22 protein-coding genes are annotated in these 24,136 nt (G+C 56.3%); 3 read left to right on the top strand and 19 right to left on the bottom strand.

What is annotated here, in order from left to right; all coding sequences use genetic code 11:
- Window positions 1-102: 102 nt before the first annotated feature.
- Window positions 103-1,125: an ABC transporter substrate-binding protein gene (locus PLA01S_RS02035; protein WP_127589822.1), complete on the bottom strand. Its 1,023-nt coding sequence runs from the start codon at window positions 1,123-1,125 to the stop codon at window positions 103-105.
- A 197-nt stretch (window positions 1,126-1,322) separates the two neighbouring features.
- On the opposite strand from PLA01S_RS02035, the gene PLA01S_RS02040 reads away from it, so the two are divergent.
- Genes PLA01S_RS02040 through PLA01S_RS02050 form a run of 3 tightly spaced genes read left to right on the top strand, consistent with a single transcriptional unit; the run spans window position 1,323 to window position 4,239 of the window.
- On the top strand, window positions 1,323-2,306 hold the full coding sequence (locus tag PLA01S_RS02040; RefSeq protein ID WP_127589823.1) for a FecCD family ABC transporter permease: 984 nt from the start codon (window positions 1,323-1,325) through the stop codon (window positions 2,304-2,306).
- Window positions 2,303-3,349 carry a FecCD family ABC transporter permease gene (locus PLA01S_RS02045; protein WP_127589824.1) on the top strand — a complete coding sequence of 349 codons (1,047 nt, stop codon included), beginning with the start codon at window positions 2,303-2,305 and terminating at the stop codon, window positions 3,347-3,349. The genes PLA01S_RS02040 and PLA01S_RS02045 overlap by 4 nt, the downstream gene beginning before the upstream one ends.
- A gap of 20 nt (window positions 3,350-3,369) precedes the next feature.
- A complete protein-coding gene (locus tag PLA01S_RS02050; RefSeq protein ID WP_127589825.1) occupies window positions 3,370-4,239 on the top strand; it encodes an ABC transporter ATP-binding protein in 870 nt (289 codons plus the stop codon).
- 333 nt (window positions 4,240-4,572) lie between these two features.
- On the opposite strand, the gene PLA01S_RS02055 is transcribed toward PLA01S_RS02050, so the two are convergent.
- From PLA01S_RS02055 to PLA01S_RS02140, 18 genes are all read right to left on the bottom strand, one after another.
- The gene (locus PLA01S_RS02055; RefSeq protein WP_127589826.1) at window positions 4,573-4,755 is read right to left on the bottom strand and encodes a hypothetical protein; all 183 of its coding nucleotides are present in this window, start codon (window positions 4,753-4,755) and stop codon (window positions 4,573-4,575) included.
- A 75-nt stretch (window positions 4,756-4,830) separates the two neighbouring features.
- Window positions 4,831-6,336 carry a DHA2 family efflux MFS transporter permease subunit gene (locus PLA01S_RS02060; protein ID WP_127589827.1) on the bottom strand — a complete coding sequence of 502 codons (1,506 nt, stop codon included), beginning with the start codon at window positions 6,334-6,336 and terminating at the stop codon, window positions 4,831-4,833.
- A gap of 37 nt (window positions 6,337-6,373) precedes the next feature.
- Window positions 6,374-8,527 carry an ABC transporter ATP-binding protein gene (locus tag PLA01S_RS02065; protein ID WP_127589828.1) on the bottom strand — a complete coding sequence of 718 codons (2,154 nt, stop codon included), beginning with the start codon at window positions 8,525-8,527 and terminating at the stop codon, window positions 6,374-6,376.
- A gap of 10 nt (window positions 8,528-8,537) precedes the next feature.
- Window positions 8,538-9,434: an ABC transporter permease gene (locus tag PLA01S_RS02070; protein ID WP_127589829.1), complete on the bottom strand. Its 897-nt coding sequence runs from the start codon at window positions 9,432-9,434 to the stop codon at window positions 8,538-8,540.
- Between the two features lie 19 nt (window positions 9,435-9,453).
- Window positions 9,454-10,380: an ABC transporter permease gene (locus tag PLA01S_RS02075; RefSeq protein WP_127589830.1), complete on the bottom strand. Its 927-nt coding sequence runs from the start codon at window positions 10,378-10,380 to the stop codon at window positions 9,454-9,456.
- 22 nt (window positions 10,381-10,402) lie between these two features.
- On the bottom strand, window positions 10,403-12,055 hold the full coding sequence (locus PLA01S_RS02080) for an ABC transporter substrate-binding protein (RefSeq protein WP_127589831.1): 1,653 nt from the start codon (window positions 12,053-12,055) through the stop codon (window positions 10,403-10,405).
- 137 nt (window positions 12,056-12,192) lie between these two features.
- Window positions 12,193-13,533, bottom strand: coding sequence for an LLM class flavin-dependent oxidoreductase (locus tag PLA01S_RS02085; RefSeq protein ID WP_127589832.1), 1,341 nt, complete (start codon window positions 13,531-13,533; stop codon window positions 12,193-12,195).
- A gap of 269 nt (window positions 13,534-13,802) precedes the next feature.
- Window positions 13,803-14,372: an NADPH-dependent FMN reductase gene (gene ssuE, locus PLA01S_RS02090; protein WP_127589833.1), complete on the bottom strand. Its 570-nt coding sequence runs from the start codon at window positions 14,370-14,372 to the stop codon at window positions 13,803-13,805.
- A gap of 11 nt (window positions 14,373-14,383) precedes the next feature.
- Window positions 14,384-15,613, bottom strand: a complete 1,230-nt coding sequence (locus PLA01S_RS02095; RefSeq protein WP_127589834.1) for a M20 metallopeptidase family protein — start codon at window positions 15,611-15,613, stop codon at window positions 14,384-14,386.
- Between the two features lie 13 nt (window positions 15,614-15,626).
- Window positions 15,627-16,964, bottom strand: coding sequence for an LLM class flavin-dependent oxidoreductase (locus tag PLA01S_RS02100; protein WP_127589835.1), 1,338 nt, complete (start codon window positions 16,962-16,964; stop codon window positions 15,627-15,629).
- Window positions 16,965-17,000: 36 nt separating this feature from the next.
- Window positions 17,001-17,468 carry a DinB family protein gene (locus PLA01S_RS02105; protein WP_127589836.1) on the bottom strand — a complete coding sequence of 156 codons (468 nt, stop codon included), beginning with the start codon at window positions 17,466-17,468 and terminating at the stop codon, window positions 17,001-17,003.
- 160 nt (window positions 17,469-17,628) lie between these two features.
- Window positions 17,629-18,816, bottom strand: a complete 1,188-nt coding sequence (locus PLA01S_RS02110; protein WP_127589837.1) for a M20 peptidase aminoacylase family protein — start codon at window positions 18,814-18,816, stop codon at window positions 17,629-17,631.
- A 43-nt stretch (window positions 18,817-18,859) separates the two neighbouring features.
- The gene (locus PLA01S_RS02115) at window positions 18,860-19,876 is read right to left on the bottom strand and encodes an LLM class flavin-dependent oxidoreductase (RefSeq protein ID WP_127589838.1); all 1,017 of its coding nucleotides are present in this window, start codon (window positions 19,874-19,876) and stop codon (window positions 18,860-18,862) included.
- Between the two features lie 12 nt (window positions 19,877-19,888).
- Window positions 19,889-20,641, bottom strand: coding sequence for an amino acid ABC transporter ATP-binding protein (locus tag PLA01S_RS02120; protein ID WP_127589839.1), 753 nt, complete (start codon window positions 20,639-20,641; stop codon window positions 19,889-19,891).
- Window positions 20,638-21,348 (bottom strand): amino acid ABC transporter permease, encoded by a 711-nt coding sequence (locus tag PLA01S_RS02125; RefSeq protein WP_127589840.1) that lies wholly within the window; start codon window positions 21,346-21,348, stop codon window positions 20,638-20,640. The genes PLA01S_RS02120 and PLA01S_RS02125 overlap by 4 nt, the downstream gene beginning before the upstream one ends.
- The gene (locus tag PLA01S_RS02130) at window positions 21,345-22,130 is read right to left on the bottom strand and encodes an amino acid ABC transporter permease (RefSeq protein ID WP_127589841.1); all 786 of its coding nucleotides are present in this window, start codon (window positions 22,128-22,130) and stop codon (window positions 21,345-21,347) included. Before PLA01S_RS02130 ends, PLA01S_RS02125 begins: the two co-directional genes overlap by 4 nt.
- A 33-nt stretch (window positions 22,131-22,163) precedes the next feature.
- On the bottom strand, window positions 22,164-23,000 hold the full coding sequence (locus PLA01S_RS02135) for a transporter substrate-binding domain-containing protein (RefSeq protein ID WP_127589842.1): 837 nt from the start codon (window positions 22,998-23,000) through the stop codon (window positions 22,164-22,166).
- Window positions 23,001-23,139: 139 nt separating this feature from the next.
- Window positions 23,140-24,018 carry a LysR family transcriptional regulator gene (locus PLA01S_RS02140; RefSeq protein ID WP_098742191.1) on the bottom strand — a complete coding sequence of 293 codons (879 nt, stop codon included), beginning with the start codon at window positions 24,016-24,018 and terminating at the stop codon, window positions 23,140-23,142.
- Between the last annotated feature and the right edge of the window lie 118 nt (window positions 24,019-24,136).

Genomic DNA, 24,136 nt, shown 5'->3' on the forward strand with positions numbered 1-24,136 from the left:
TGCTGGCGACGCGGCGATACACAAAAAAGGAGTCATCCCTCAAGATCTCAGATCTTTTAGGATGACTCCTTTTTTAGCTTTTTCCTATGCAGCATTCATTCATTACTGAATGCCGTAAAATTCCTGCAGCTGGTCAATCATCAGATTTGCTGCCAGGATGCCGCCTGCCGTATTCCAGATGGCATCATCCACTTTGTGGGCTTGGCCGTTCTTGACGACATTCAGGTTTTTCCACAGCGGATCGTTGATCCATTCCTGCTCGGTTTGGTTGGCACCGCCATCCCCGGTTTCATAAGTGAAGTAGAACAGTCTGTCGGCATCTGCCTCAGGCAAACGTTCCTTCGTGATCTCGTCAACGAAATCGTCCTTGGCGTTCTTGGTCATGTCGTTGCGGGCGATGCCGATTTTATCAAAAATGACGCCCGAGAACGTATTGGTATGGTACACGCGCGTCTTGCCTGCCATGAAACGGACCACGGAGACGGTCTCGTCCAGCTTGCTTCCGGCCTTCTCTTTGAAATCCTGAATCCGCTTGTCGTATGCAGCCAGGAGCTCTTCGCCTTCAGATGCCTTGTTCAGCGCCTTGGCATACAGCTCAAAATTGGTCTGCCACTCGCCGCGAAGATCCTCGGCAAAAACAGTCGGCGCGATCGCCTTCAATTGCTCGTATACTTTCTCCTGACGCATCTTGTTTCCGATAATCAGGTCCGGCTGCAGGCCGGCGATCAGCTCGATGTTCGGCTGGCTCTCTTCCCCTACAACGGTAACGCCTTCCATCTGGTCTTTAATATGCGGATACCATGGGTCGCCTGTCCAGGATCTAACGGCACCTACAGGCTTCACGCCCAATGCGAGAAGGGCCTCGGTTCCTTCGTTCGTGAGAACCACCACTTTTTGAGGCGTTCCCTTGATCGTTTCCGTACCCATCGCATGCGTAACTTCATACGATTCGCTTGCTGCGCTATCATTGTTGCCACCTGCAGCATTCGTTGTGTCGCCGCCGGTACTGTTTGCATTTTCTTTCGCTGGGCTTGCTCCGCACCCGGCAAGGATCACGATCATGATGAGAGCCAGCAAGCTAAACTTGAGGCCTCTCGTTGATTTATTTGCCATTCCTTTTCCCATACCTATCTAAATCCCCCTTGTGTCATATCCCTCTACTTGAAAATCATTATCAATCACTGATTCAAAACTATAAAGGGTTTTATGAAAAATATCAAGATATTTATGAGAATGATTATCAAGATCATTGACAGATGGGGTCCCTTCACCTAAAATTCATATGAACTTAATTATTCATGGACTTAAGAAAGTGAGCATATATGCGCGTATTCGGACTATTCATATCGCTATTGGCGCTGGCTGCTGCCGTCATGGGCAGCATTGCATTCGGAGTAACAAACATACCTCTTCATCAGGTATGGGAATCGTTCACTCACTTCAACGGGAGCAACGAGCATCTGATCATACTCACGGCAAGACTGCCCCGGGCACTCATTGCGCTTGCCGTAGGAGCAAGCCTGGCTGTTGCGGGTGCGCTCATGCAGGTTATCACACGCAATCCGATTGCATCGCCCAGCACGCTGGGCGTGAACTCCGGTGCAGCCTTCTTCATTATTATGTCTGCGGGCTGGCTGGGCATAAGCGGACTCCAATCCCTTACCTGGGTCGCGCTGATCGGAGCCGCGGTAAGCGGCGGTATCGTATTTTTCCTGGGCAGCATCGGCAGGGACGGCATGACGCCGGTAAAAATCACCCTCGCGGGTGCCTCCATAGCCGCCTTCTTCCATTCCTTGACGCAGGGATTAATGCTCTCCGACGGCAAAATGTTCGATCAGGTGCTGGTATGGCTGGTCGGCTCGGTAGCCGGACGCGATTTGAACCAACTTGCAGCCGTGTGGCCGTACATGACCGTTGGCATGCTGGCTGCACTCCTGCTGGGTCGTCATCTGAATGCCCTCTCCATGGGAGACGACATCGCCCAGAGCCTTGGGCAAAAAACAGCGCTTATTAAGCTGTTAGCAGCAGCGGCCGTTATTTTGCTGGCCGGAGGTTCCGTTGCCGCTGCGGGACCCATCGCATTTGTCGGAATCATCATCCCGCATATCGTTCGTTATTTAATAGGAAATGATTATCGCTGGATTCTGCCATACAGCGCGGTGCTGGGCGCACTTCTGCTGGTGACGGCCGATCTCGGCTCCCGATACATTGCCATGCCGAAGGAAGTCCCGGTCGGCGTGATGACTGCAGTCATCGGCGTGCCGTTCTTCGTGTACATAGCCAGGAAAGGAAGACGAGCACAATGAGTAAACACCGCATATTCCGCTCCAGGAACGCTAAAGTATCGTTTATGCTGGAGAGAAGAACACTATGGGTATGCCTGACCCTATTCGTGCTTTGCATCGCCGCCATGATTATTAGCACAGGAACGGGAAGCCAGTTTGTTTCGCCGCTTCATGTCATTAAAGCATTGTTCGGCGATGCACCGCCCATGGAGCAGGTCATCGTCATGCAGCTAAGGCTGCCCCGGATTATTATCGCCGTGCTGATCGGCGCCGCTCTCGCGGTGGCGGGGGCTATTCTGCAGGGTGTCATCCGCAACCCCCTGGCCTCCCCCGATGTCATCGGCATAACGGAGGGAGCATCGCTGGGAGCGGTTCTCTTCATCTTCATATTCACAGGCACCGTATCGATTCATTGGATGCCGCTATTCGCCATCCTTGGTGCTTTTTTCATTACCGGACTGCTGTATGTGCTTGCGTGGAAGAATGGCGTATCGCCGCTGCGGCTCGTCTTGATCGGGATCGGGGTATCGGCCGCGATCAAATCGATCTCCTATATGCTGATCATATCCGGGCCGCTGCAGCTGGCCGACCGCTCCCTTACCTTCATGGCAGGCAGCATTTACGGCATGTCCTGGGATAAGGACGTCTTGACCCTGCTGCCTTGGGTAGCCGTACTTCTACCGCTTACCTGGCTGCAGGCCCGCAATGTGAACATCCAAGCCCTGGGAGATGACGTTGCCAGCAGCACGGGCGCCCGGGTTCAAAAACAGCGACTGATCCTAATCGGACTCAGCGTCGCCCTGGCCGGAGCAGCCATCTCGATCGGCGGCGCCATCGCCTTCATCGGTCTGATGGCACCCCATATGGCCCGCAGGCTGGTGGGTCCCAACTTCGGAAGCGTCCTGCCGGTCAGCGCGCTGATCGGTGCGATTCTGCTGCTTGGCGCGGACCTGGTCGCAAGGGCGGCGTTCCTGCCGCGTGATGTTCCGGCAGGCGTGTTCACCGCCGCGATCGGCGCACCGTTCTTCCTCTACCTGCTGTATCGTAACCGCAATCGATTCTAGAACCGAAAGGAGCTGGCGTCATGAATACGCTGGAAGCAAAGGGATTGGGTCTGTCCTATGGGGGAGACTTTATATTCGAAAATCTGGATTTAACCGTGCCAATAGGTAAAATCACCGTGTTTATCGGCAGCAACGGCTGCGGCAAGTCCACTTTGCTACGCTCCATGGCCAGGCTGCTGAAACCGCAGCGTGGCTCGGTTGTACTCAACGGAGCCGACATCGCAAGCTTGTCCACCAAGGACGTGGCGCGTAAGCTCGCTATTTTGCCTCAAGGACCTACCGCCCCGGAAGGATTAACGGTGATGCAGCTGGTAAAGCAAGGACGCTATCCTTACCAGAGCTGGCTGCGTCAATGGTCACGCGAGGATGAGGAAGCAGTCACGGCGGCCCTGACATCCACAGGTTTGACCGAACTGGCTGACCGTACGGTTGACTCGCTATCCGGCGGCCAGCGCCAGCGGGCTTGGATCGCGATGACGCTGGCACAAGAGACGCCGCTCATTCTGCTCGATGAACCGACCACCTATCTGGATTTGACGCACCAGATCGAAGTACTGGATCTGCTGTATGAATTAAATGTTCAAGAACAACGGACCATCGTTATGGTGCTGCATGATATCAATCTGGCCTGCCGTTATGCCGATCATATCGTCGCCATTCGCGACGGGAGCATCAAGGCTGAGGGCAAACCGGGAGATATTATCGATTCCGAGCTGATGCAGACTGTGTTCCAGCTGCCGTGCGAGATTATTCCGGACCCGCTGTATGGGACCCCGATGTGCGTCCCGCGCGGGAAGGGCATGAGCCGGCCTTCAGCCGTCAAGCCGGAACCAGTGGAACCAAAACAACCAACAACTCCAACACCTTCCCCTGAATTGGCAACGGTGTAACATAAAATTGTAATAAGGCCAGCTCCTATTCGCATTAAAGCGGTAGGAGCCGGCCTTTTTTATTCGGAGCTTTCTCGCCGATGGAGCTGTCTTCTAAACCGGCTTCGAGAACCAAAATACTGCGGGCAGCCGGAAAGGCAGCATATCATCTGTTAAACGAATCGGTTAGCTACCCGTTCATCATTTTGGAAACAACAATCGACAACGTGCGTTCTGGAAACATGCCGACACAAAGAAGACCACCCTAGCCATCAGGGCAGTCACTGTATTTGGAATAAGTCTAAAACATAGGATTTGTCTGCCATTGCTCACGACTGCTCCGCTAGCGGCACATTATGACCATTTACCTACTTGCAGGTCTTTTTTTCTTTGACGATGCTGGAGCACTTTCAACAGCTTGGACTTTTCACGTTTCCGCTGTTCCAGCAGGCTCTTTACTCCTCGCATCAACATCCGGTACCTCATCTCATCCTCGTGGCCGAACTTGCGCATTTCGTCAAAATACTCGTCCGTCATCCTATCACTCCAGCTGTATAAGTCTATAGAACTAGAGTATAGGACCGAACTATACAATTTCTAAACAACGCTCTTTCAAACGCTAAGCCGACGGCTCTTGCATGGCTGGCCTGCCGGCTGCATCCGCTGCTCGCAATCTGCGCCGCAGGAAAAGAGCCAAGGGGATGGCCATTGCAACCAGCCCGCTTGCCACCAGGAACACATCATCGATGCTCCGCGTGTAAAACATCCGATGCAGCCACTCTCCGGTTTCGCTGGAGTGCTATCAGCCAATCGGCGCTCATGCACGTTCATGCGTGCATAGAATAAGGACGTAAACATGCCAAGCGAAATCGAGCTGAACACCTGCCGCAACCAGTTCAGCAGCGCCGACGCATGGCCCGATTCCTGCTCCGTGACCGCTGCCATCGCTGCGCTTGTTGCCGGGGAAATAGCCAGGCCGGAGCCTACGTTGCGAATACACATCCAGATCATGACGGAGATCAGCGTCGTTTCCATATGAAGCCTGCTGAATCGGAAGGTCGTGACGAAAAGGATCAGGCTGCCCAGCGCGATCAGGAGAGCCGGTCCCCAAGAGGCATACCACCTCCCTGACAGGAAGGTAGCGATGGTGAGGCACGCCGCAGCCGGAAGGAACAGCAACCCGACCTGGAAAGGAGACAGGCCCTGGATTTCCTCTAGAAACAGCGGGATGAAGTAAACACCGGAATAGAGGGCGAATGTTAATATGAGCGAAACAGCCAAACTGATCGTAAAGACAGCATTGCGGAACAATCTTAGATTCAGAAGCGGTTCTCGTGTTCGCAGCTCAACCCGGACAAACATAATCACACATAGACTGCCTATGATCAAGCATCCCCATGTCAGAGGGGATTGCAGCCCCCATGCATGTATATTGCCAAAGAGCAGCAGCAGGACCAGACTTCCCACCGTGGCCAGCACGAGGCCCGCCACATCCAGCCTTTTCCGAACAGCGGTAAACCCGGATGGAAGCAGAAGCAGGCCGGCAATCCATGCAGCCGCTCCGATCGGCACCGTAACCAGAAAGATCCAACGCCAATCATGCTGCTGAAACCAGCCGCTGAGCGAAGGGCCGATGGCGGTGCCGAGCACCGTCGAGAACGACCATACGCTGACCGCAAGCGGTTGTCTCTCCCGCGACAGCGTCTGGTAAATCATCGTGAGGGAGATGGGCTGAATCAGCCCGCAGAACAAGCCTTGAACCATACGGAACCCGATGAGCGCGTAGATGTTCCACGACAGCGCGCACAGAATCGAACCTATCGTAATCCCTGCAAGGGACAGCAAAAACATGGATTTGCCCCCGAAGCGGTCCACAAGATACCCGCTCACCGGCGTAATTATCCCGCAGGCCAGCGAGAACCCGGTAATGATCCACTGTACCGTGCTCAGCTCGGCATCGAATATGCCGATAAAACCCGGGAGAGACACATTCAGTGATACGACGTGGTACATGCCGACAAACGATCCGAGAAACAACGTGATCAGAACCGGCCAGAAAGGAAGTTCGACCTGTCCGCTGCCAGTCTTCGCCCGGAGATGGCCCGTTCTTATGGACATGTCTTAACCCCCTGCGGGAGGACTGCCGCCACAGTCCTCACAGCGGATGATGACAGGCTGCATAATGGCCGCTCTCCAGAACCAGCAGCTGCGGCTCCTCTTCACGACAACGTGAGGTTGCGAGCGGGCAGCGGGTATGGAATCGACAGCCGGAGGGCGGGTTCGCCGGAGAAGGGATCTCTCCTTCTATGCCGCCTGTCGGCTTGCTCCCGCCAGGGGCTCCCTGAGGTATCGAATCGATCAGCGCCCGCGTATACGGATGGGCCGGCCTCAGAAACAAGGATTCGCTCGGCGCGATCTCGACCAGCTTCCCGAGGTACATCACGCCGATCCGATCGGATAGATGACGAACGACTTGCAAGCCATGGGCAATGAACAGATAGGTCAGCCCAAGCCTCTGCTGCAAGTCCTGCAGCAGATTCATAATCTGCGCCTGAACCGAAACGTCCAGGGCGGACACCGCTTCGTCCGCCAGGATAAACCGCGGGTTCAGCGCGATGGCCCTGGCGATGCCGATGCGCTGCCGCTGCCCTCCGGAGAATTCATGGGGATACCGATCCGCCCACGAAGGGTCAAGTCCGACCAGACCAAGCAGCTCATGGACACGCTCCTGCACGGCCGATGCGGGCAGATGATGGTGTACCAAGAGCGGTTCTGCAATACTGTCCCCGATCTTCCAGCGAGGATCAAGCGACCCGTAGGGATCCTGGAAGATCGTCTGCATATGGCGCCGTGCCCTGCGCAATGCCGTGCCTCCCAGCTTCGTCAGGTCCTCTCCTTCGAACAGGACCTTGCCATCCGTTGCCCGCTCCAGCTGCAGCAGCACTCGGCCCAGCGTGGATTTCCCGCTCCCGGATTCACCAACCAGCCCGAAGGTTTCCCTCCTGCCAATCGTGAAGCTTACGTCATCCACGGCCCGGATCAGCTGCTTCTTCCTACCGAAGCCTTCGCCATGCACGGGATAATACTTTCGGAGATTCTCAACGGCAAACAACACGTCCGGAGATTCTACGAACGGATCATGTTTATGATTCTGAATTTCCATGCTATTCTTAATCGTCATCTCATCGATACCAAGGCTTATATCAGCCCATCGTGCTTGCGACGTCTCCTCTCGAACAGCCTCGGAAATTGCCTTGGAAGCGGCCTCGGAAACTGCATCAGAAACATCCTCAAAAACAGCCTCGACGGCTTCCGCCGCCAGCCAGTCCTTTCTCTGCACGAGCTCCTCCGAATGCCAGCAGGCCGTTCTCCCGCCCTCATCCCCCGCTAAGGAAGGCGTCTCCTGCGTGCAGCGCTCGCTCGCAAAAGGGCACCGCGGATGAAAGCGGCAGCCATCCGGCAGCGCAGCCAGATTCGGAATGGATCCTTCAATCGAATGAAGCTTGGATCCCCGAACCGTATCCAGCGTGGCTACGGAGCGAAGCAGCCCCCGAGTATAGGGGTGGCGGGGAAGGGCAAACAGTTCTGCCGCTGGTGCCTCTTCTACGATCTCCCCCGCATACATCACCACGATCCGGTCCGCCATATCGGCCGCGATGCCCAGATCATGCGTAATCAACAGGATAGACATGCCGAATTCCTGCTGCAGATCCTTCAGCAGGCGCAGAATCTGCGCTTGTATCGTAACATCCAGCGCGGTTGTCGGTTCGTCCGCGATCAGAAGATCCGGCCCGCAGGACAAGGCCATGGCGATCATCGCCCTTTGCAGCATACCGCCGGACAGTTCCCCCGGATACTGCTTCAGCCGCAGCTGCGGTTCGGGAATGCCTACCCGTCCAAGCAGCCTGGCTGCACGATCCCTCGCCTCCCGCTTCGATACCCGCTCATGCTGCAGAATGGTTTCCTCAATCTGCTGCCCAATGGTAAACACTGGATCGAAGGCAGCCATGGGCTCCTGAAAGACCATCGCCATTTTTTTCCCGCGATAGCGTCTCAGCTCGGCCTCCGTCAAGCCGGCAAGATCCGTCCCGCCAAGCCTCAGGCTTCCGCCCGTGATCCGGCCATGCTCATGATCGATCAGGCGCATGATGGCTTTGGACGTCACCGTCTTGCCGCTCCCGGATTCGCCCACCAGACATACCGTTTCCCCTGCCCCTATCGAAAGCGTCACGTCCCGGATCGCATGAATCGTTCCCCGCTGGGTTCTAAAATCAACGGACAGCTGCTGAATATCCAGTAAAGTACTCATCCATGTCCTCCTATCGCTGCGTGATTTTCTTTGGATCGAGATGATCTCTCAGCCGGTCGCCGATGATATTGACGGACAGCACGAATGCCGTAATGGCAAGACCGGGAAAGGTGCACATCCACCATGCGACGGTCAGGTACCCTCTGCCTTGAGAGAGCAGCGTCCCCCAATCCGGCACTTCGCGGAGCACGCCAAGGCCGAGAAAGCTCAGCCCCGACCCCGTCAGAATGGAGGTTCCGATGCCGATGGTTGCCATAACCAGCAGGGGGGACAGGCTGTTCGGCAGCACATGGTTCCAAAAAATACGCAGCGGCGAAGCGCCGATGGACCCAGCCGCTTTCACGAACGTCCGGTTCTTGATGCTCATAATCTGGGCCCTCATCACCCGCGCATAACCCGGTATGGCGGAGACCGCCACCGCCAGCACGACATTGAACAGGCTCGGTCCGAGAGCCCCGGCAATCGCCAGTGCGAGCAGGATGCCCGGAATGGTCATCAGAATGTCGTTCAACCGCATCAGAACGGTATCCACCCAGCCTCCTGCATACCCGGACAATGCTCCGACCGTGCCGCCGACCAACCCTCCCACGAGGACGGAGGCAAAGCCGATAAAGAGCGAATCCCGGCTGCCATGAACGACCACGCTGAAAATATCCCGGCCAAAATAGTCGGTACCAAATAGATGTGCCGCGCTCGGTGCCTGCATGATACGGTCCGTCAGCATATCCGTCGGGGCATAAGGCGCGATCCACTGCGGCACGATGGCGCATGCCACGATAAACAGCACGACCAAGCCTGCGGCGTACAGAAACCAGTCATTCGCCGAGAACCGACCGATACGGCGCACAGTCGGGGATGTCAACCTTCGTTCACGCCAAACCGTTTTGGCGGAGACCGCCTCTCTCATATGAACTCCCTCCTCTTCTTTAAGCCGAACGTCTGACGCGCGGATCAATCCATGCATAGGAAATATCCACGATCAGGTTCACGATGACGTAGATGATGGCGGAAAAAAGAATCACGCCTTGAACGACCGGCAGATCCTTGGCCATGATGGCATCGGCAATAATTCTGCCGATCCCCTGCCGGGAAAAAACCGTCTCGATGACCACCGTGCCCGCCAGCATCTCGCCGACAAGCATCCCGATCATGGTCACGGCCGGAATCAGCGCATTGCGCAGTGCATGCCGGTACATCACCGCCCGCTCCGCAAGGCCTTTGGAGCGCAAGGTCACGATGAACTGCTCGCTGATCACATCGAGCATACTGTTGCGGACCATGCGCACGATGAAGCCTGCTCCCACCGTTCCCAGCGCCAGTGCCGGCAGCACGAGCGTCTTCCAGCCATCCGAGCCCATGGCCGGGAACCAGCCCAGCGTGATGGAGAAGATCAGGATCAGCAGGATGCCCGACCAGAAGGTGGGCATCGATATGCCGAATAAACCGACGATCCGGGCGATGATGTCAATCGCCTTGTTCTGGTAAATCGCCGACAATACCCCAAGCAGAATGCCAACGATGACCGAGACCAGCGAGCTTGCCGCCGTCAGCGCGAGCGTTGCCGGGAAACTCTCCACGATCTTCGGCAGCACCGGATCGGAATTGACGAGCGACGTGCCGAAATCGCCTTGAAGAATGCCGCCGAAATAACGAAGGAACTGAATATGAAAGGGTTGGTCGACCCCAAGCTCGTGCCGAAGATTCGCGATCACTTCCGGCGTGGCCATGGAGGGATCCACCATGTTATCCGTCGGGTCCCCCGGAAGGACATAGAGAATGGAGAATACCAGGACAAGCGAACCGACGATGACAAGCAAAGAGGTCAACACTCGCCAGGTCAACGTTCTAGCCATACTTCTTCAGGCCCCCTTTCTTCTATTTTTGCAGAGACACATCATGGAATAACGGGTAGCCCAGCGAATCGAACAGCACGCCTTGAACCGAGTTCGATGCTGCCACCGTGTATGGAAACACATAAATCGGGAGGATGATGGCATGGTCGATGATATATTGCTGGACCTGCTGATACAGCTCCGCACGTTTCGCATCGTCCTTCTCCACCCGCCCCTGTTCAAGCCATTGATCCACATCCGGATCGTTCAGCCTGGAGAGGCTCGCCTGGCCATTCGGATCATAGGAGTGATAGAACGAATAGAGTGCGTTAGGGTCCGAGTTCACCTGGCTGTTGCCATACAAATCATAATCGCCGTTGGTATACACCACCGTACGGATATCCTTTGTGATCTCGACCTCGACGGCGATGCCGATCTGCTTCAGCTGCTGCTGAATCATCATCGCAATATCGTTGCGCTTCTCCCGGTTCGGGGTGCCGTCCACATAACGAAGCGTAAGCTTCTTGCCGTCCTTGGCCCGAATTCCGTCTTCGCCCCTCACCCATCCCAGCTCATCCAGCAGCTGATTGGCCTTCGGGATATCCGGCTTGATCGACTGCTCAAGCGATGTGTCATAACCGAATGTTCCCGGCGTTAGCGGAGACCAGGCACGCTCATAGGTGCCTAAATACAGCGTCTTGACGATCGTATCCACATCCACCGCGAGCTGTACGGCCTGCCGGGCTTTCAATTCATTCCACGGTTCGCGATCCTTATTGAAAAAGAGCGTGTAAGGCAACCCGACGGTGTTCGTCTGGAGCAGCTGGAAGTTCGGGTCCTTCTCCAGCGTCAAAATATGCTGGGGCGGCACCGTCTCGGCGGCAAGCACCTGCTTGCTCTGAACACTTCCGATCCGCGTGGCCTCCTCCGGCACGATTCGGAAATCGATGCCGTCCAAATAAGGCGCTCCCTGATTGGTCACCAGCTCCGGTGCCCACTTGTAGTCGGGATTGCGTTCTACCTGAATCCCTGCGTTCTCCTCCCATTTCACAAACTTGAACGGCCCGGTGCCGACTGGATGCTGTCCCAGCTGATCGCCGTATTTCTCTGCGGCAGCCGGAGACACAATGCCCAGCAATGCCTGGCTCAAATTGCCGAGAAAAGCTCGGGACGGCGTGGCCAGATTTAGCTTGACCGTATACTCATCCAGGACTTCCGAAGACTGATACGGCTGCAGCAATGCTGCCGCATTGGACGCTTTCGTGGCGGGATCCAAAATCCGGTGGAAATTATATTTCACCGCTTCCGCATTAAACGGGGTACCGTCGTGGAACTTCACGTCCTCCCGAAGCTTGAACGTATAGCTGAGGCCGTCCCCCGAGACTTCCCACTCCGTCGCCAGCCATGGCTTGATCGTATGGTCAGGCAGCTGAACCACCAGACTGTCGTGAATCGTACGGATGACTCGAACGGATACCGCCAGCCCGCTGCGGTGCGGATCCAGCGTGTCAGGCGATGTCGCAAGGGCAAAGCTGAGTTCTCCTCCCTGAGCGGGTACGCCTTGTGCGGCAAGCGCTCCTGCTGCCGTCGTGCTCCCTGAGGAGGCCTGCTGCCCTCCGCATGCGGACAGCAACAGCATCAAGACCAAAGCAGCAGCGGCAACCGGTTTTCCTCGTTTTCGAGCATGGTTTCTCATATCCAGACTGACTCCCTTCGAATCCGATTTAATAATGGAATGCCGTATAAGGTGCTGGGATGCTTTTTTGTCGCTTTCACTGGCATTACATTCTATGGTTCATCTTCTGTGGTTCATCGTAAAAGTCCAACCCGTCTTTATTTCAGGACCTCCGCCTTCTCCCTTTTCCGGGTATAGCGATTGACGGGTACGGGAATGCCGAGATTCCCCCGCAGCGTGTCCGCTTCGTATTCGGAGCGGAACAACCCGCGTTCCCGCAGAATCGGCACGACCAGGTCTACAAAGTCATCCAAGCCTGCCGGTACGCTTGCGCCGACGATGAACCCGTCGGACGCTTCCTCTTCGAACCACTGCTGCAGGAGATCCGCCACCTTCTCCGGCGTGCCGATGAACGCCGTTCTTGGCGTAGCTTCCTGGAGCGCCACCTGGCGCAGCGTCAGGTTCTGTTCCTTCGCCCGCTGCTTGATGCGGTCCGTGGTGCTGCGGAAGCTGTTCGAGCCGAAGTCGCCCAGTTCCGGGAAAGGCTCGTCAAGCGGATACTGGGAGAAATCATGGTGTTCAAAGTAACGTCCCAGGTATTCCAGTGCCTTCTCGGGCGTAACCAGCTCGGCGATCTCGCGGTATTTCCGTTCAGCCTCTTCCTCGGTTGCGCCGACAATCGGCCCAATCCCCGGAAGGATCAGTATATCGTCCGGGGAGCGGCCGTATTCCGCGGCGCGCCGCTTCACGTCCTTGTAGAAGGACTTCGCCTCCTCGATCGATTCGGGACCGGTAAAGACGGCATCCGCCGTTTTGGCTGCCAGCGTCCGTCCGCTGTCGGAGGATCCGGCTTGGAACACGACTGGGTGCCCTTGCCTGGATCTCGCTATGTTCAGCGGTCCCTGCACGGAGAAATGCTCGCCTTGATGATTCAGCCGATGTAGCTTGGCGGGATCGAAGAATACGCCGCTCTCCTTGTCGCGGATAAAGGCATCGTCCTCCCAGGAATCCCACAGCCCCTTCGCCACTTCCAGGTATTCCTCAGCGATCCGGTAACGCTCAGGGTGCGAAGGGTGCTCGCGGCGTCCGAAATTCAGGGCGGTTCCTTCCAGCGGGGACGTCACCACGTTCCACCCGGCCCTCCCCCCGCTGATATGATCGATGGAGGCGAACTGCCGGGCGACCGTGAAGGGCTCGCTATAAGAAGTCGACAGCGTTCCGACAAGCCCGATCTTCGAAGTGACCGCAGCGAGAGCGGACAAGATTGTAATTGGCTCGAAACGGTTCAGAAAATGCGGGATCGATTTTTCGTTGATATACAGACCGTCGGCCACAAATACGAAATCAAACTTGCCTTCCTCGGCTTTCTGCGCCTGCCCCGTGTAATAAGGAATGCTGACGCTGGCGTCCGAGGGTATCCTCGGATGCCTCCATGCGGTGTGGCTGCTGCCCACGCCATGAATGGAAGCCCCCAATCGAAGCTTTCTATCTCTACCCATGTTCCACTCCACCTTTACCGTTAATTTCGCGACTGAAACTCCACAGCCACGTCTTACATTTTTCCAATGAGTATAGTCGGAATTAAGTTGTTGATTACTCTATCACCCTGCATTCTGTTCTACAAGACCATATAGAGAAGTTCTATCTTCGCTTCTTGATTCTCTATTAGAGCCCTTAACCCTCGGTAATCATGGCAGCGCAAAACCACGATCCACGGATTCGGATCGTGGCTGCTGCGTCTCAAGATCACGTTCTTAGGGCCCAAGCGTCAGACAACCTGCCCCTGCAGCTCTGCCGGCGCAGCCGAATATCGGGCCAGCTCTGACTGCAGCTCGTTCAGCGCGTCATCCAGGCGTTCTCTCAGCTGCTCCGTGATGTCGTAACCGCCCAGTTCGAGGCGGGTGATCCACTGATCTACGGCAAACACCCCGCTGAGAATATTGGTTCCTCCGAGTGCAGATATTACCGGCTTCAGCGCATAATCCACCGCGAGCAAATGCGCGATGGTGCCGCCGATGAACAGCGGGAGCACGACTTTGCTTTGCAGACCATTTTGAGGAAGAAGATCCAAAATCGTTTTCAACGCCCCTGAATAAGAGGCTTTATACACCGGGCTGGCAATGATCACGGCAGCGGCTCCTTCAACCGCCGCTATGGCCTGCTTGATGGCCGGACTGTTGAAATCGGCCCGCAGCAGATCCTCAGCCGGTAGATCCGCTGCCGAGATGAATTCGATCTCGTAGCCGGCAATGACCAGGCGATCCTCTACATATTGCGTCAATCCGAACAAACGGGACCCTTTTGTCGGGCTTCCTGCTATAAAAGCGATTTTCGTCATGATTTTCCTCCTTATTCGTAAACGTCATGTAGGGCTAGGCGCACCCATATTCGCGTCCCATGCACCAGGACAGCTTCATCCACATCGAATCGGGGCTGGTGAATCGCATGAACGATCCCCCGATCCGGGTTCCTGCAGCCGATGAATCCAAAAGCGCCCGGGACCTGATCCAGGTACCAACCGAAATCCTCGCCTGCCAGGCTGGGTGGATGGAGCACATGTACTTGCTCCTCGCCCAGCACCTGCCCTGCGGCTTGCGTCATACGACGCAGCGCGGCTCCGTCGTTGACCACGGCCATCCCTTCACGAAGTTCCAGCTTATAGCTGCCGCCTGCTTGGTCCGCAATGGAGGCGGCCAGACGCCCTAAGCCCTCCGTAATCGCCGCCACGGTGTCCTTCCGAAACGCCCGGAAGGTTCCCGCAAGCTCGCTGTGCGCAGCGATGACATTGATGGCGGTGCCTGCCTGAAGTGTACCGAATGCCAGCACGGCTGGTTCAGAGGGATCCACCCGGTTGGCCATCAAGCCGTTGACCTCCGTTACGTACCGGGCTGCCATTTGGAGGGCATCAGTAGCCAGATGAGGGGAACTGTGATGCCCCGAGGTTCCATGGAAATGCACTCTAAAATGGCTTGACGCCGCCATGGCATAACGGGTATGGACGCCAAACGAACCGACGGGCAGCTCCGGCATCACATGGAGGGCATAACATTGATCAGCATGCTCCAGTACGCCATCTTCAATCATATCGCGCCCGCCCGACAGCAGCCGTCCGTCCAGCGGACTTGGAAGCGCCCCCTCCTCGGCAGGCTGAAAGACAAAGCGGATCGTGCCGCGGACGCGATGGCGATACTGTGCCAAGGTTTGCGCCGCGCCCAGCAGCATCGCGGTGTGGGCATCATGCCCGCAAGCATGCATCACCCCTTCATGCTGCGATCGGTAAGGCACATCATTCTCCTCCCGGATCGGCAGGGCATCCATGTCGGCTCGCAGCAGAAGGGTCGGGCCGCTGCCGGCCGTTCCATGAAGCGTGCCGACGACCCCCATCCCGAAATGTCTGCCCACATTCCGCCTGACCTCAATCCCCCACGACTCCATAAGATCAGCCACAAGCTTCGAGGTGCGGGAAACATCGTACATTAGCTCAGGATGTTGATGGAGATCCCGCCTGATTCGGGAGAGCTCTTCTCGAAGCTCCCCCGCAAAACCCATCATCTCATCCATTTCCAAAGCTGCCGCCATACCCCGCTCCCCTTTAGGAACGGGCAGCAACTGCCTTACCTTTGCTGTACCGGTTCTCGGGCACGGGCAATCCCAAATTGCCGCGCAGCGTGTCGCTCTCATACTCGGTTCTGTAGAGGCCTCTCTTCTGCAGAATCGGCACGACGTGGTCCACAAAATCCTCCAGCCCGTTCGGCACCGCCGCGGTAATCATGAAGCCATCGGCTGCGCCTGCTTCGAACCAAGCCTGGATCTTGTCTGCCACCTGCTCCGGCGTGCCGATAAACCCACCGCGCGGCGTGGCCGACTGCAGCGCCACTTGCCGGAGCGTGAGCCCCTTTTCCTTGGCGTCCCTTTTGATTTTGTCGGTACCGCTCCGGAAACTGTTCTTGCCCAGGTCACCCAGCTCAGGGAACGGTTCATCCAGCGGATACTGGGAGAAATCATGATGCTCGAAGAAGCGGCCGAGATAATCCAGGGCATTCTCGATGGTCACCAGACTGGCTACCTCCTCATATTTGCGCTCGGCCTCTTCGGCCGTGCTGCCGATAATCGGGCTGATGCCGGGGAAGATCAGCACTTCATCCGGATTCCGGCCGAATCCGGCCGCCCGTGCCTTCACGTCCTGATAAAAGGCTGCCGCATCCTCCACGGATTCATGACCGGTGAATACGGCATCTGCTTCCTTGGAGGCATAGTTCTTGCCGACCTCGGACGAGCCCGCTTGAAAGATGACCGGCTGTCCCTGCTTGGAACGGGCGATATTCAGCGGCCCCTTCACGGAGAAAAACTCGCCTTCGTGATTAAGGGTGTGCATTTTCTCGGGATCGAAAAAGACGCCCGTCTCCTTATTCCGCACGAAGGCATCGTCCTCCCATGAATCCCATAGTCCCCGGGCAACCTCCAAATACTCCGTTGCGATCCGGTATCGCTTATCGTGCTCCGGATGCTCCTTCTTGCCGTAATTCAGGGCAGAGCCCTCCAGTGGAGAGGTGACAATGTTCCAGCCTGCCCGTCCGTCGCTGATCTTGTCGAGCGACGCGAACTGACGGGCCACGGTGAACGGCTCGCTGTATGAGGTCGACAACGTACCGACAAGACCGATGTTTTTGCTGACGGAGGCCAGGGCGCTCAGAATGGTGACCGGCTCAAAGCGGTTCAGAAAATGCGGTATCGATTTTTCGTTGATATACAAGCCGTCCGCGATGAAGATCAGGTCGAACTTGCCCTCTTCGGCTTTCTGAACCCAGTGCTTATACAGATCAAAATTAACGCTTGCGTCGGGCTGCGCATCCGGATGCCGCCACATGGAAGTTCCTCCGCCCACACCGTGCAGGAGCGCCCCCAATTTCAATTGTCTTTGCTTTGCCATGTTCCATTCCTCCTTATCGATCTTAGCGCCATCGTCTCACACGGGAGCGGCAGCCAGTTTAATGCGTTCGATCTGCCCCAGATGATTCTGTACGTGACGGGTAAAACCGTTGACGATATCCGAGACGCTGACGGTCTCCCCTTTGACATTGATGCCGGTTTTGGCCGCATCGGCCGCGCTCAAACGACGAAGCAGCAAGCTGTTGTAGTGCAGCAGCGCCCGGAATGCTTCCAAAATATCTCCGGCTCTGCCTTCGTTCGAATATTGGCCGTTGACCCAGGCATCTTGGTTGAACGCGGGCAGTTGGACCGTCGTCCCGGCCAGAATGTCCCGAATCCGGAACGAGATCACGATGCTGTGATCCACCAGATGGGAGAGCACCTCCTGTACGCTCCAGATGTGTGGTGCCTGCTTCCATTGAAGCTGATCCTCGCTAAGGCCGGCGACGGCGACCAGGAGCTGATCATGGGTATTAACAAAGGCTTCGATAGGGAATTCGCTCATTCGATCTCCTCCAATACAAACTCGATAATGACCTGCCGATAGAAACAACAAGAAGCTGCCCTTCACATCGCGCTACGGTTCATGTTCCGGGCCTCATAACGGTAATGCTTGAAACATGAACCCGTGCTTCCTTTTGAATGACAGCAACAAAAGGAACTCCTTATGGCGATGGCGATAGCGAAGTCTCCCCGCCGGCGAGGTAATGCCCGAGCGCCCGCTCCGCCAGCCTCGTGAAGAAATCGATGCTGACCGGAATCGCCCGCTCATCCAGATCAAAAGCCGGATGGTGCCACTCCTGCGTGCCCGCCGTCCCCATGAAAACAAACAACCCGGGAACCTCGCGCTGGTACACCGCAAAATCCTCCCCGGCCGGCGAAGGAACCGGTATCACCGCCTCATATCCCGCTTCGGCAGCGGCGACATAACCGAGCTCCGCCAGCCTGCGGTCATTATGGACCGGCGGCGGTCCCTCGATCCAGCGCACGGCAGCCGTCGTTCCGAAAGCTGCCGCCACGCCTTGAACCACCTGGTTGAATCGTTCAAGCACCTGTTGCCTGACGTCGTCATCGAAGGTGCGTATGGTCCCTTCCAGCAGCGCTTTATCCGGAATCACGTTCCACGCGGTTCCGCTATGCAGCTTCGTGACGCTGATGACGGCGCTCTTCAGGGAGCTCACATTCCGGCTTACGATCGACTGGAGCGCCGTAATGATATGCGATGCGATCACGATCGGATCAAGGCCCGCTTCCGGCACGGCCGCATGGGACCCCTTGCCCGCCACTTCAACCACGAAGCCGTCGGCGGCGGCCATCAGCGGTCCCTCCTTAATGCCGATGGTGCCGACAGGCAGGTCCGGCTTGTTATGCATGCCGAAGATCGCCTGCACGCCTTCGAGCGCCCCGCTGTCGATGACTTGCCTCGCGCCCTTGGCTTTCTCCTCAGCCGGTTGAAAGATCAGCCGCACGGTTCCTCTCAGCTCCTGTTCCCGCTGCTTCAGGGCATACGCCGTCCCGATCAGGGCAGCCGTATGAAAATCGTGCCCGCAGGCATGCATTTTGCCGGGAATCGTCGAGGCGTACGGGAGTCCCGTCTCTTCCTGGATCGGCAGGGCGTCGATGTCCGCTCGCAGCGCTATGATCGGCCCCTCTTGAATTCCGCCGACTTCGGCGATTACGCCTGTGGCAAGCGGATACTCCGTGACCCGTATCCCGGCTTCCTCAAGCCAGCCTCGGATCAGCTGCGTCGTCTCGAACTCCTCGTTCGACAGCTCCGGGTACCGGTGCAGATGGCGCCGAATCTCAATAAATCGATGGATGTCTATATTAGCGGATAAAACATGGCTTGGCATTCGTAAAACCTCCTAAATAGTCACGGATCTATGGCCGGCTCAACTACGCCTCGGCAGGTACTTCGGCCAACGCCTCGTTCAGCAGCTCGAATGAGCGGATTCGCTTGGCAAAGGGCTGGATATTGCTGGTGACGATAATCTCGTCAACGCCCGAAGCCTGCTGAAGTCGGAGCAGCTGCTCACGCACGGTCTCCTTCGTCCCTTTGGTGATAAACGACTCCTGTTCCACGATCGTGTACGGCTCGCCTGCCTGGCGACCGAATTCTTCGGCCTGTTCCCTCGTCCCCAGCGTCAGCGTCCGGCCGCTGGCCAGATGAATCTTCACCAGCTTCAGCGATCCTGCCAGCTCCGCCGCTTCCTCCTCCGAATCGGCCACGATCACGGACAGGGCGACAAGAATCTCCGGTTCCCTGCCATGGGAGTAGTCAAACGTGCTTCGGTAAACACGAATCGCCTCCAACGCCGCGGATTCCTCCCCGTTGATGAAGAGGGAGAATACATAGGGCAGGCCGAGTCCGGCCGCTATTTCCGCACTGCCCGCGCTTGCCCCCAGCACGTACAGCTCGGGGGCGGTCTCCGGCAGCGGAGCGGCACGCAGTCCGGCTAGCGGGTGGTCTTCCTCCAGCGTATTGTGCACAAATTGGCGAAGCTCGACGATCTTATCCGTTAATGACGCGTCCTCCTGCACGCCCCGCTGCAGCGCCTGCGTGCTGCGCGGCAACCCGCCAGGCGCGCGCCCGATGCCCAGATCCACGCGTCCCGGCGCGAGCGCGGCCAGCACGTTGAAATTCTCCGCTACCTTGTAGGGACTGTAATGCTGGAGCATGACGCCGCCGGACCCCACGCGAATGGTTTGGGTTTTAGCTAACAGGTAAGAGATGAGCACCTCCGGCGAAGACCCCGCCACATGGTCCGAATCGTGATGCTCGGATACCCAGAAGCGCCGGAAGCCGAGCTCCTCCGACTTTTGGGCAAGCAGCACGGTGTGCGCGAACGCCTCCGCTGCCGTTTCCCCGGGATATATTGGACTTTGGTCAAGCACGCTTATCGTAATCCCCATATGGTTGGCCTCCTAAATGCTATAGTTAAGCTCAGGCGTGATCCGCTTCAGGAACTGCTTGGTTCGTTCTTCCCGCGGATTGTGGAACAGCTCGGACGGGGGACCCTGCTCCACGATCACGCCTTCGTCCATGAACACGACGTGGTTCGCCACATCCCTCGCGAAGCCCATCTCATGCGTTACCACGATCATGGTGATCCCTTCCTTCGCGATTTTGCGAATGACCGCAAGCACCTCGCCCACAAGCTCCGGGTCGAGCGCCGACGTCGGCTCATCGAACAGGATCACCTCCGGCTCCAGGGCGAGCGCCCTGGCAATGCCCACCCGTTGCTGCTGTCCACCCGAGAGCTGACTCGGGTAGGCATCCAGCTTATCGGCCAGACCCACCTTTTCGAGCAAGGCGATGCTCTTCTGCCTTGCCTCGGCCTTCGGCATTTTTTTGACGACGACCAAGCCTTCCATTACGTTCTCGATCGCCGTCTTATGTTTGAACAGATTGTACTGCTGAAACACCATGGCCGATCTCTGGCGTAGTTCATGAATCTCCTTCTTGGTGGCGCCCTTGCACTGGACACGGTAATCGCCGATAGCAATCTCGCCGCCATTCGGCTTCTCGAGATAATTCACGCAGCGCAGCAGCGTGGTTTTGCCGGAACCGCTCGGCCCCAGGATGACCACCACTTCCCCTTTGTTTACCGTCAGATCAATCGATTTAAGCACCGTGTTCTTGCCGTAGGACTTTGAAATATCGGTTAGTTGAATCATGCGACGCCCCCCCGATTGTACAGATTGATTCGTTTCTCGATGATCGCAGTCAGTCTTTCGATGAGAAGCGTAAGCCCCCAGAAGATAGCTGCCGCCGCCAAGTACGATTCGAAGAACTTCCAGTTGGTCGATGCCACGATCTGCGCCTGCGCGTTAATGTCCACAACCGACACGGTAAATGCCAAGGTCGAGCCATGAAGCATGCCGATCACCGAATTGGAGAGGTTGGGCAGGCTGACCGCCAAGGCTTGGGGGAATACGATCCTTCGCAGCGCCTGCCACGTCGTCATGCCGATCGAATAGGCTGCCTCCAGCTGCCCCTGGTTGACCGCGAGCAGGCCGGAACGGATCACTTCGGACATATAAGCGCCTGCCGTAATCGAGAATGATATGAACGCAAACCAGATCATCGGGATGGAGGATGACTTAATGCCCCAGCCCATCTTGGCGGACAGCGCATCCACCAGCACCGGCAGGCCGAAATAGATCAGCAACAGATGCGTCAGCATGGGAGTGCCCCGGATAAAGGTCACGTAGGCAGTGGCAATCTGGCTGAGCAGCGGCACTTTATAGATCCGGGCAAACGCTGCGACCAGCCCGATCAGAAATCCGGCCGTTACCGATACCGTGGTGATCAACAGCGTTGTCGGAATCGCGGACAGCAAGTTTACAAATGCCGTCCATATGAAGGATGGATCGATTTTCACAGCTCCGCGCCTCCTTTTTCAGGTCTTATTCCGGCGATGATGCGGCGGTAGGACAATTTCTTTGGCATACGGAATCTTTCACGTGCCGCCGACTCCGGAGCCTCATGACGCATCAGGCGCCGCTCCGCGCCCAGCAGCAGTTTCTCCAGCGTAAAGCTGATGACTAGATAGATGAAAGCCAGCGCCAGATAAGCTTCGATAAAATGCTGGGTGATATTGCCCAGGGTTTGCGCTTTTCCCGTCATCTCCATGAGCCCGAGGGTAAACGCCAAGGAAGTATCCTTCAGCAGGGCAATCACCATATTCGAAAATACCGGAACCGCGATCGCGAGCGCTTGAGGGAGGACGATCCGAAGGAAGGCTTGATGTCCCTTCATCCCCATGGCATACGCCGCCTCAACCTGCCCTCTGTCCACCGCCGTTACCGAAGCCCGGATCATCTCCGACATGAAGGCTCCGGTATGAAGCCCGTAAGTCAGGATCACGAATACCATGACAGGTGCCCGGGACATGTCGATATGAACCAGCTTCAGCATCTCCGGCAGACCGTAATAGAACAAGAAGAGCTGGATCAGGATCGGCGTTCCCCTGAAGAACGAAATGTACACCTTGGAGAACGCGTTCAGCACCGGAATCCGGTACAGGCGGGGAAGGGCAACCATAAATCCGACGACGATCCCCACCAGCAGAGAGCCTGCCACGATCAGCATCGTGACGCCTAACGTCGACAAGAGCTTGGGCAGAAAGCTAAATACATACGAGAAATCGAACGGTGCACCCATGGACCCCGTCTCCCTTCTACTAGGTTTATCTCATCATGGATTCGACGACGTGAAGTCGTTGCCCAGCCATTCCTTGCTCAGCTTGGTCAGCGTTCCATCCGATTTCAGCTCCTTGATCGCATCGTCAACCGCATCCGACAGCTTCTCGCTGTCCGGGTCATCCTTGCGAAATACGAACAGGATGTCGGCCTCCGACAGGTGGTCGCCCGTTGTTTTCAGCTTTCCTTGCGGATCGATCAGCGGCAGCGTAAAGTCCGCCCCGACGGTTGCATCCACCCGCCCTGTCGTAATCTGGCTCACGGTATCATTTGCCGCGCCGTTCTGATAGACAATGTTGATCGCATCGTTATTCTCCTTGTTGTAGTTCTCCAGAATCTGAGCAGCCGCACTGGTTGCTCCGGTCAGTACCTTTTTGCCCTTCAAATCATTCAGCGATTGAATGGAGTCGTTCTCCTTGGCGACGATGATCTTATTCCGCCAGTAGGCGTAAGGCTCTTTATTGAACAGGTACTTTTCGGTTCGCTCCGGATTCTTCTCCATCTGGTGGGCCACAAAATCAATTTTCTTCGTTTCCAGGCTCAGCAGCAGATTGGAAAACTCCTGGGTCTGCAGCTCGAACTCATACTCCGGCAAACGTTGATCAATCTCCCGTACCAGTTCAACGTCAAAGCCGGTCAGCTTTCCGTTCTCGTCAATAAAGCAGATTCTAGGAAAGGCCGTGCCCGTGCCGACAACAATCTTCGTTACTTTTCCTTCTGCCGCGTTCGCCGTGCTATCTTTTTGCGCCTCTCCGCTCTTCGTGCCTGTTCCGCATCCGGCGATCACCCCTGCCAACGCGATGACAACGGCTGCCACGATTGATTTCTTCACGACCTCATCCCCCTTCAATCTTGTCCTGATCCATAATTTGATAATTCCTATAGATTTAGTAAGAATTATGTTGTCACTAACTTTACCGCGATTTGGGGAACGCGTCTAATAGAGTTTTTCTATTCATCCATGCAATTCATCAATAGGACAATTCACGGCCGAGCTCCAGCAAGGAGTCCAGAAACTCATTGTTCTGCCCGTTCAAGGAGATGAGATGGGTCTGTAGGGAGATGCCCGCCGTTTCGGCAATATCCACCGGAATCAGGCTTCCCTCGGCTACTTCCTGCTGAGCGCATAAACCCGGAAGAAAGCAGATGCCCGCACGCCCCAGCACAAGCTTCTTCGCCGTCTCGGAATTATCGACCTGAAATACGATATTCGGCGGCTGTTCCAGACTTTCGAATACCCGGTGAATCCGCAGCCAGTCCAGCGAGCCGCACTCGAAGAAGACCAGCGTCTCGCGCCGGATATCCCGAATGGAGGCTCTCCCGGCAGCCGCGAGCGGATGATCCTTATATACGTACAGGCGGATGGGATCTTCAAAGAACGGATAGGATTGAAACGCCGGATTCATTAGCTTGCGGACGAAGGCCAGATCGATGTCCTTGGACGAGAGCTTGCCGGCCAGCTCTTCCGTCGGGCCGGTCGTCAGCTTGAAGTTCATCTCGGGAAACCGGCGGTTGAGCACCATAAGTAGATAGGGCATTAAGTAATTGGATACCGAAACCGTGCTTCCGATTCTGAGCTCATTGGGCATGGACGCTTTGGATTGAAGATGGTGTTTCCCTTTTTGGAAGGTTTGGAGGATCTGCTGGGCATAGGGAAGGAATTGTTTGCCTTTGTCGGTCAGATGAATCTGTTTGCCCAATCGGTCGAACAACCTGCAGTCGAGCTCCCTCTCCAGCGACTGGATGCGTGCAGTCACCGTCGGCTGGGATAGAAACAGAACGTCTGCCGCCTTGTTGAAGCTGCCGTAGTGGTTGATGTAGACAAAAGCCTCGATGTTTTCGATGTTCAAGCTAACACCTCCGGGATCATCATTATACACACTATTCCAATGAATATAGATGGTTTTAAGACCGTAGTTTCCTTATAAATTATCCTTATCTTAGGCAGTTGGCAAATTATTGTCAATC

It is taken from the genome of Paenibacillus lautus NBRC 15380 (assembly GCF_004000945.1).
Taxonomy (GTDB): domain Bacteria; phylum Bacillota; class Bacilli; order Paenibacillales; family Paenibacillaceae; genus Paenibacillus_AQ; species Paenibacillus_AQ lautus.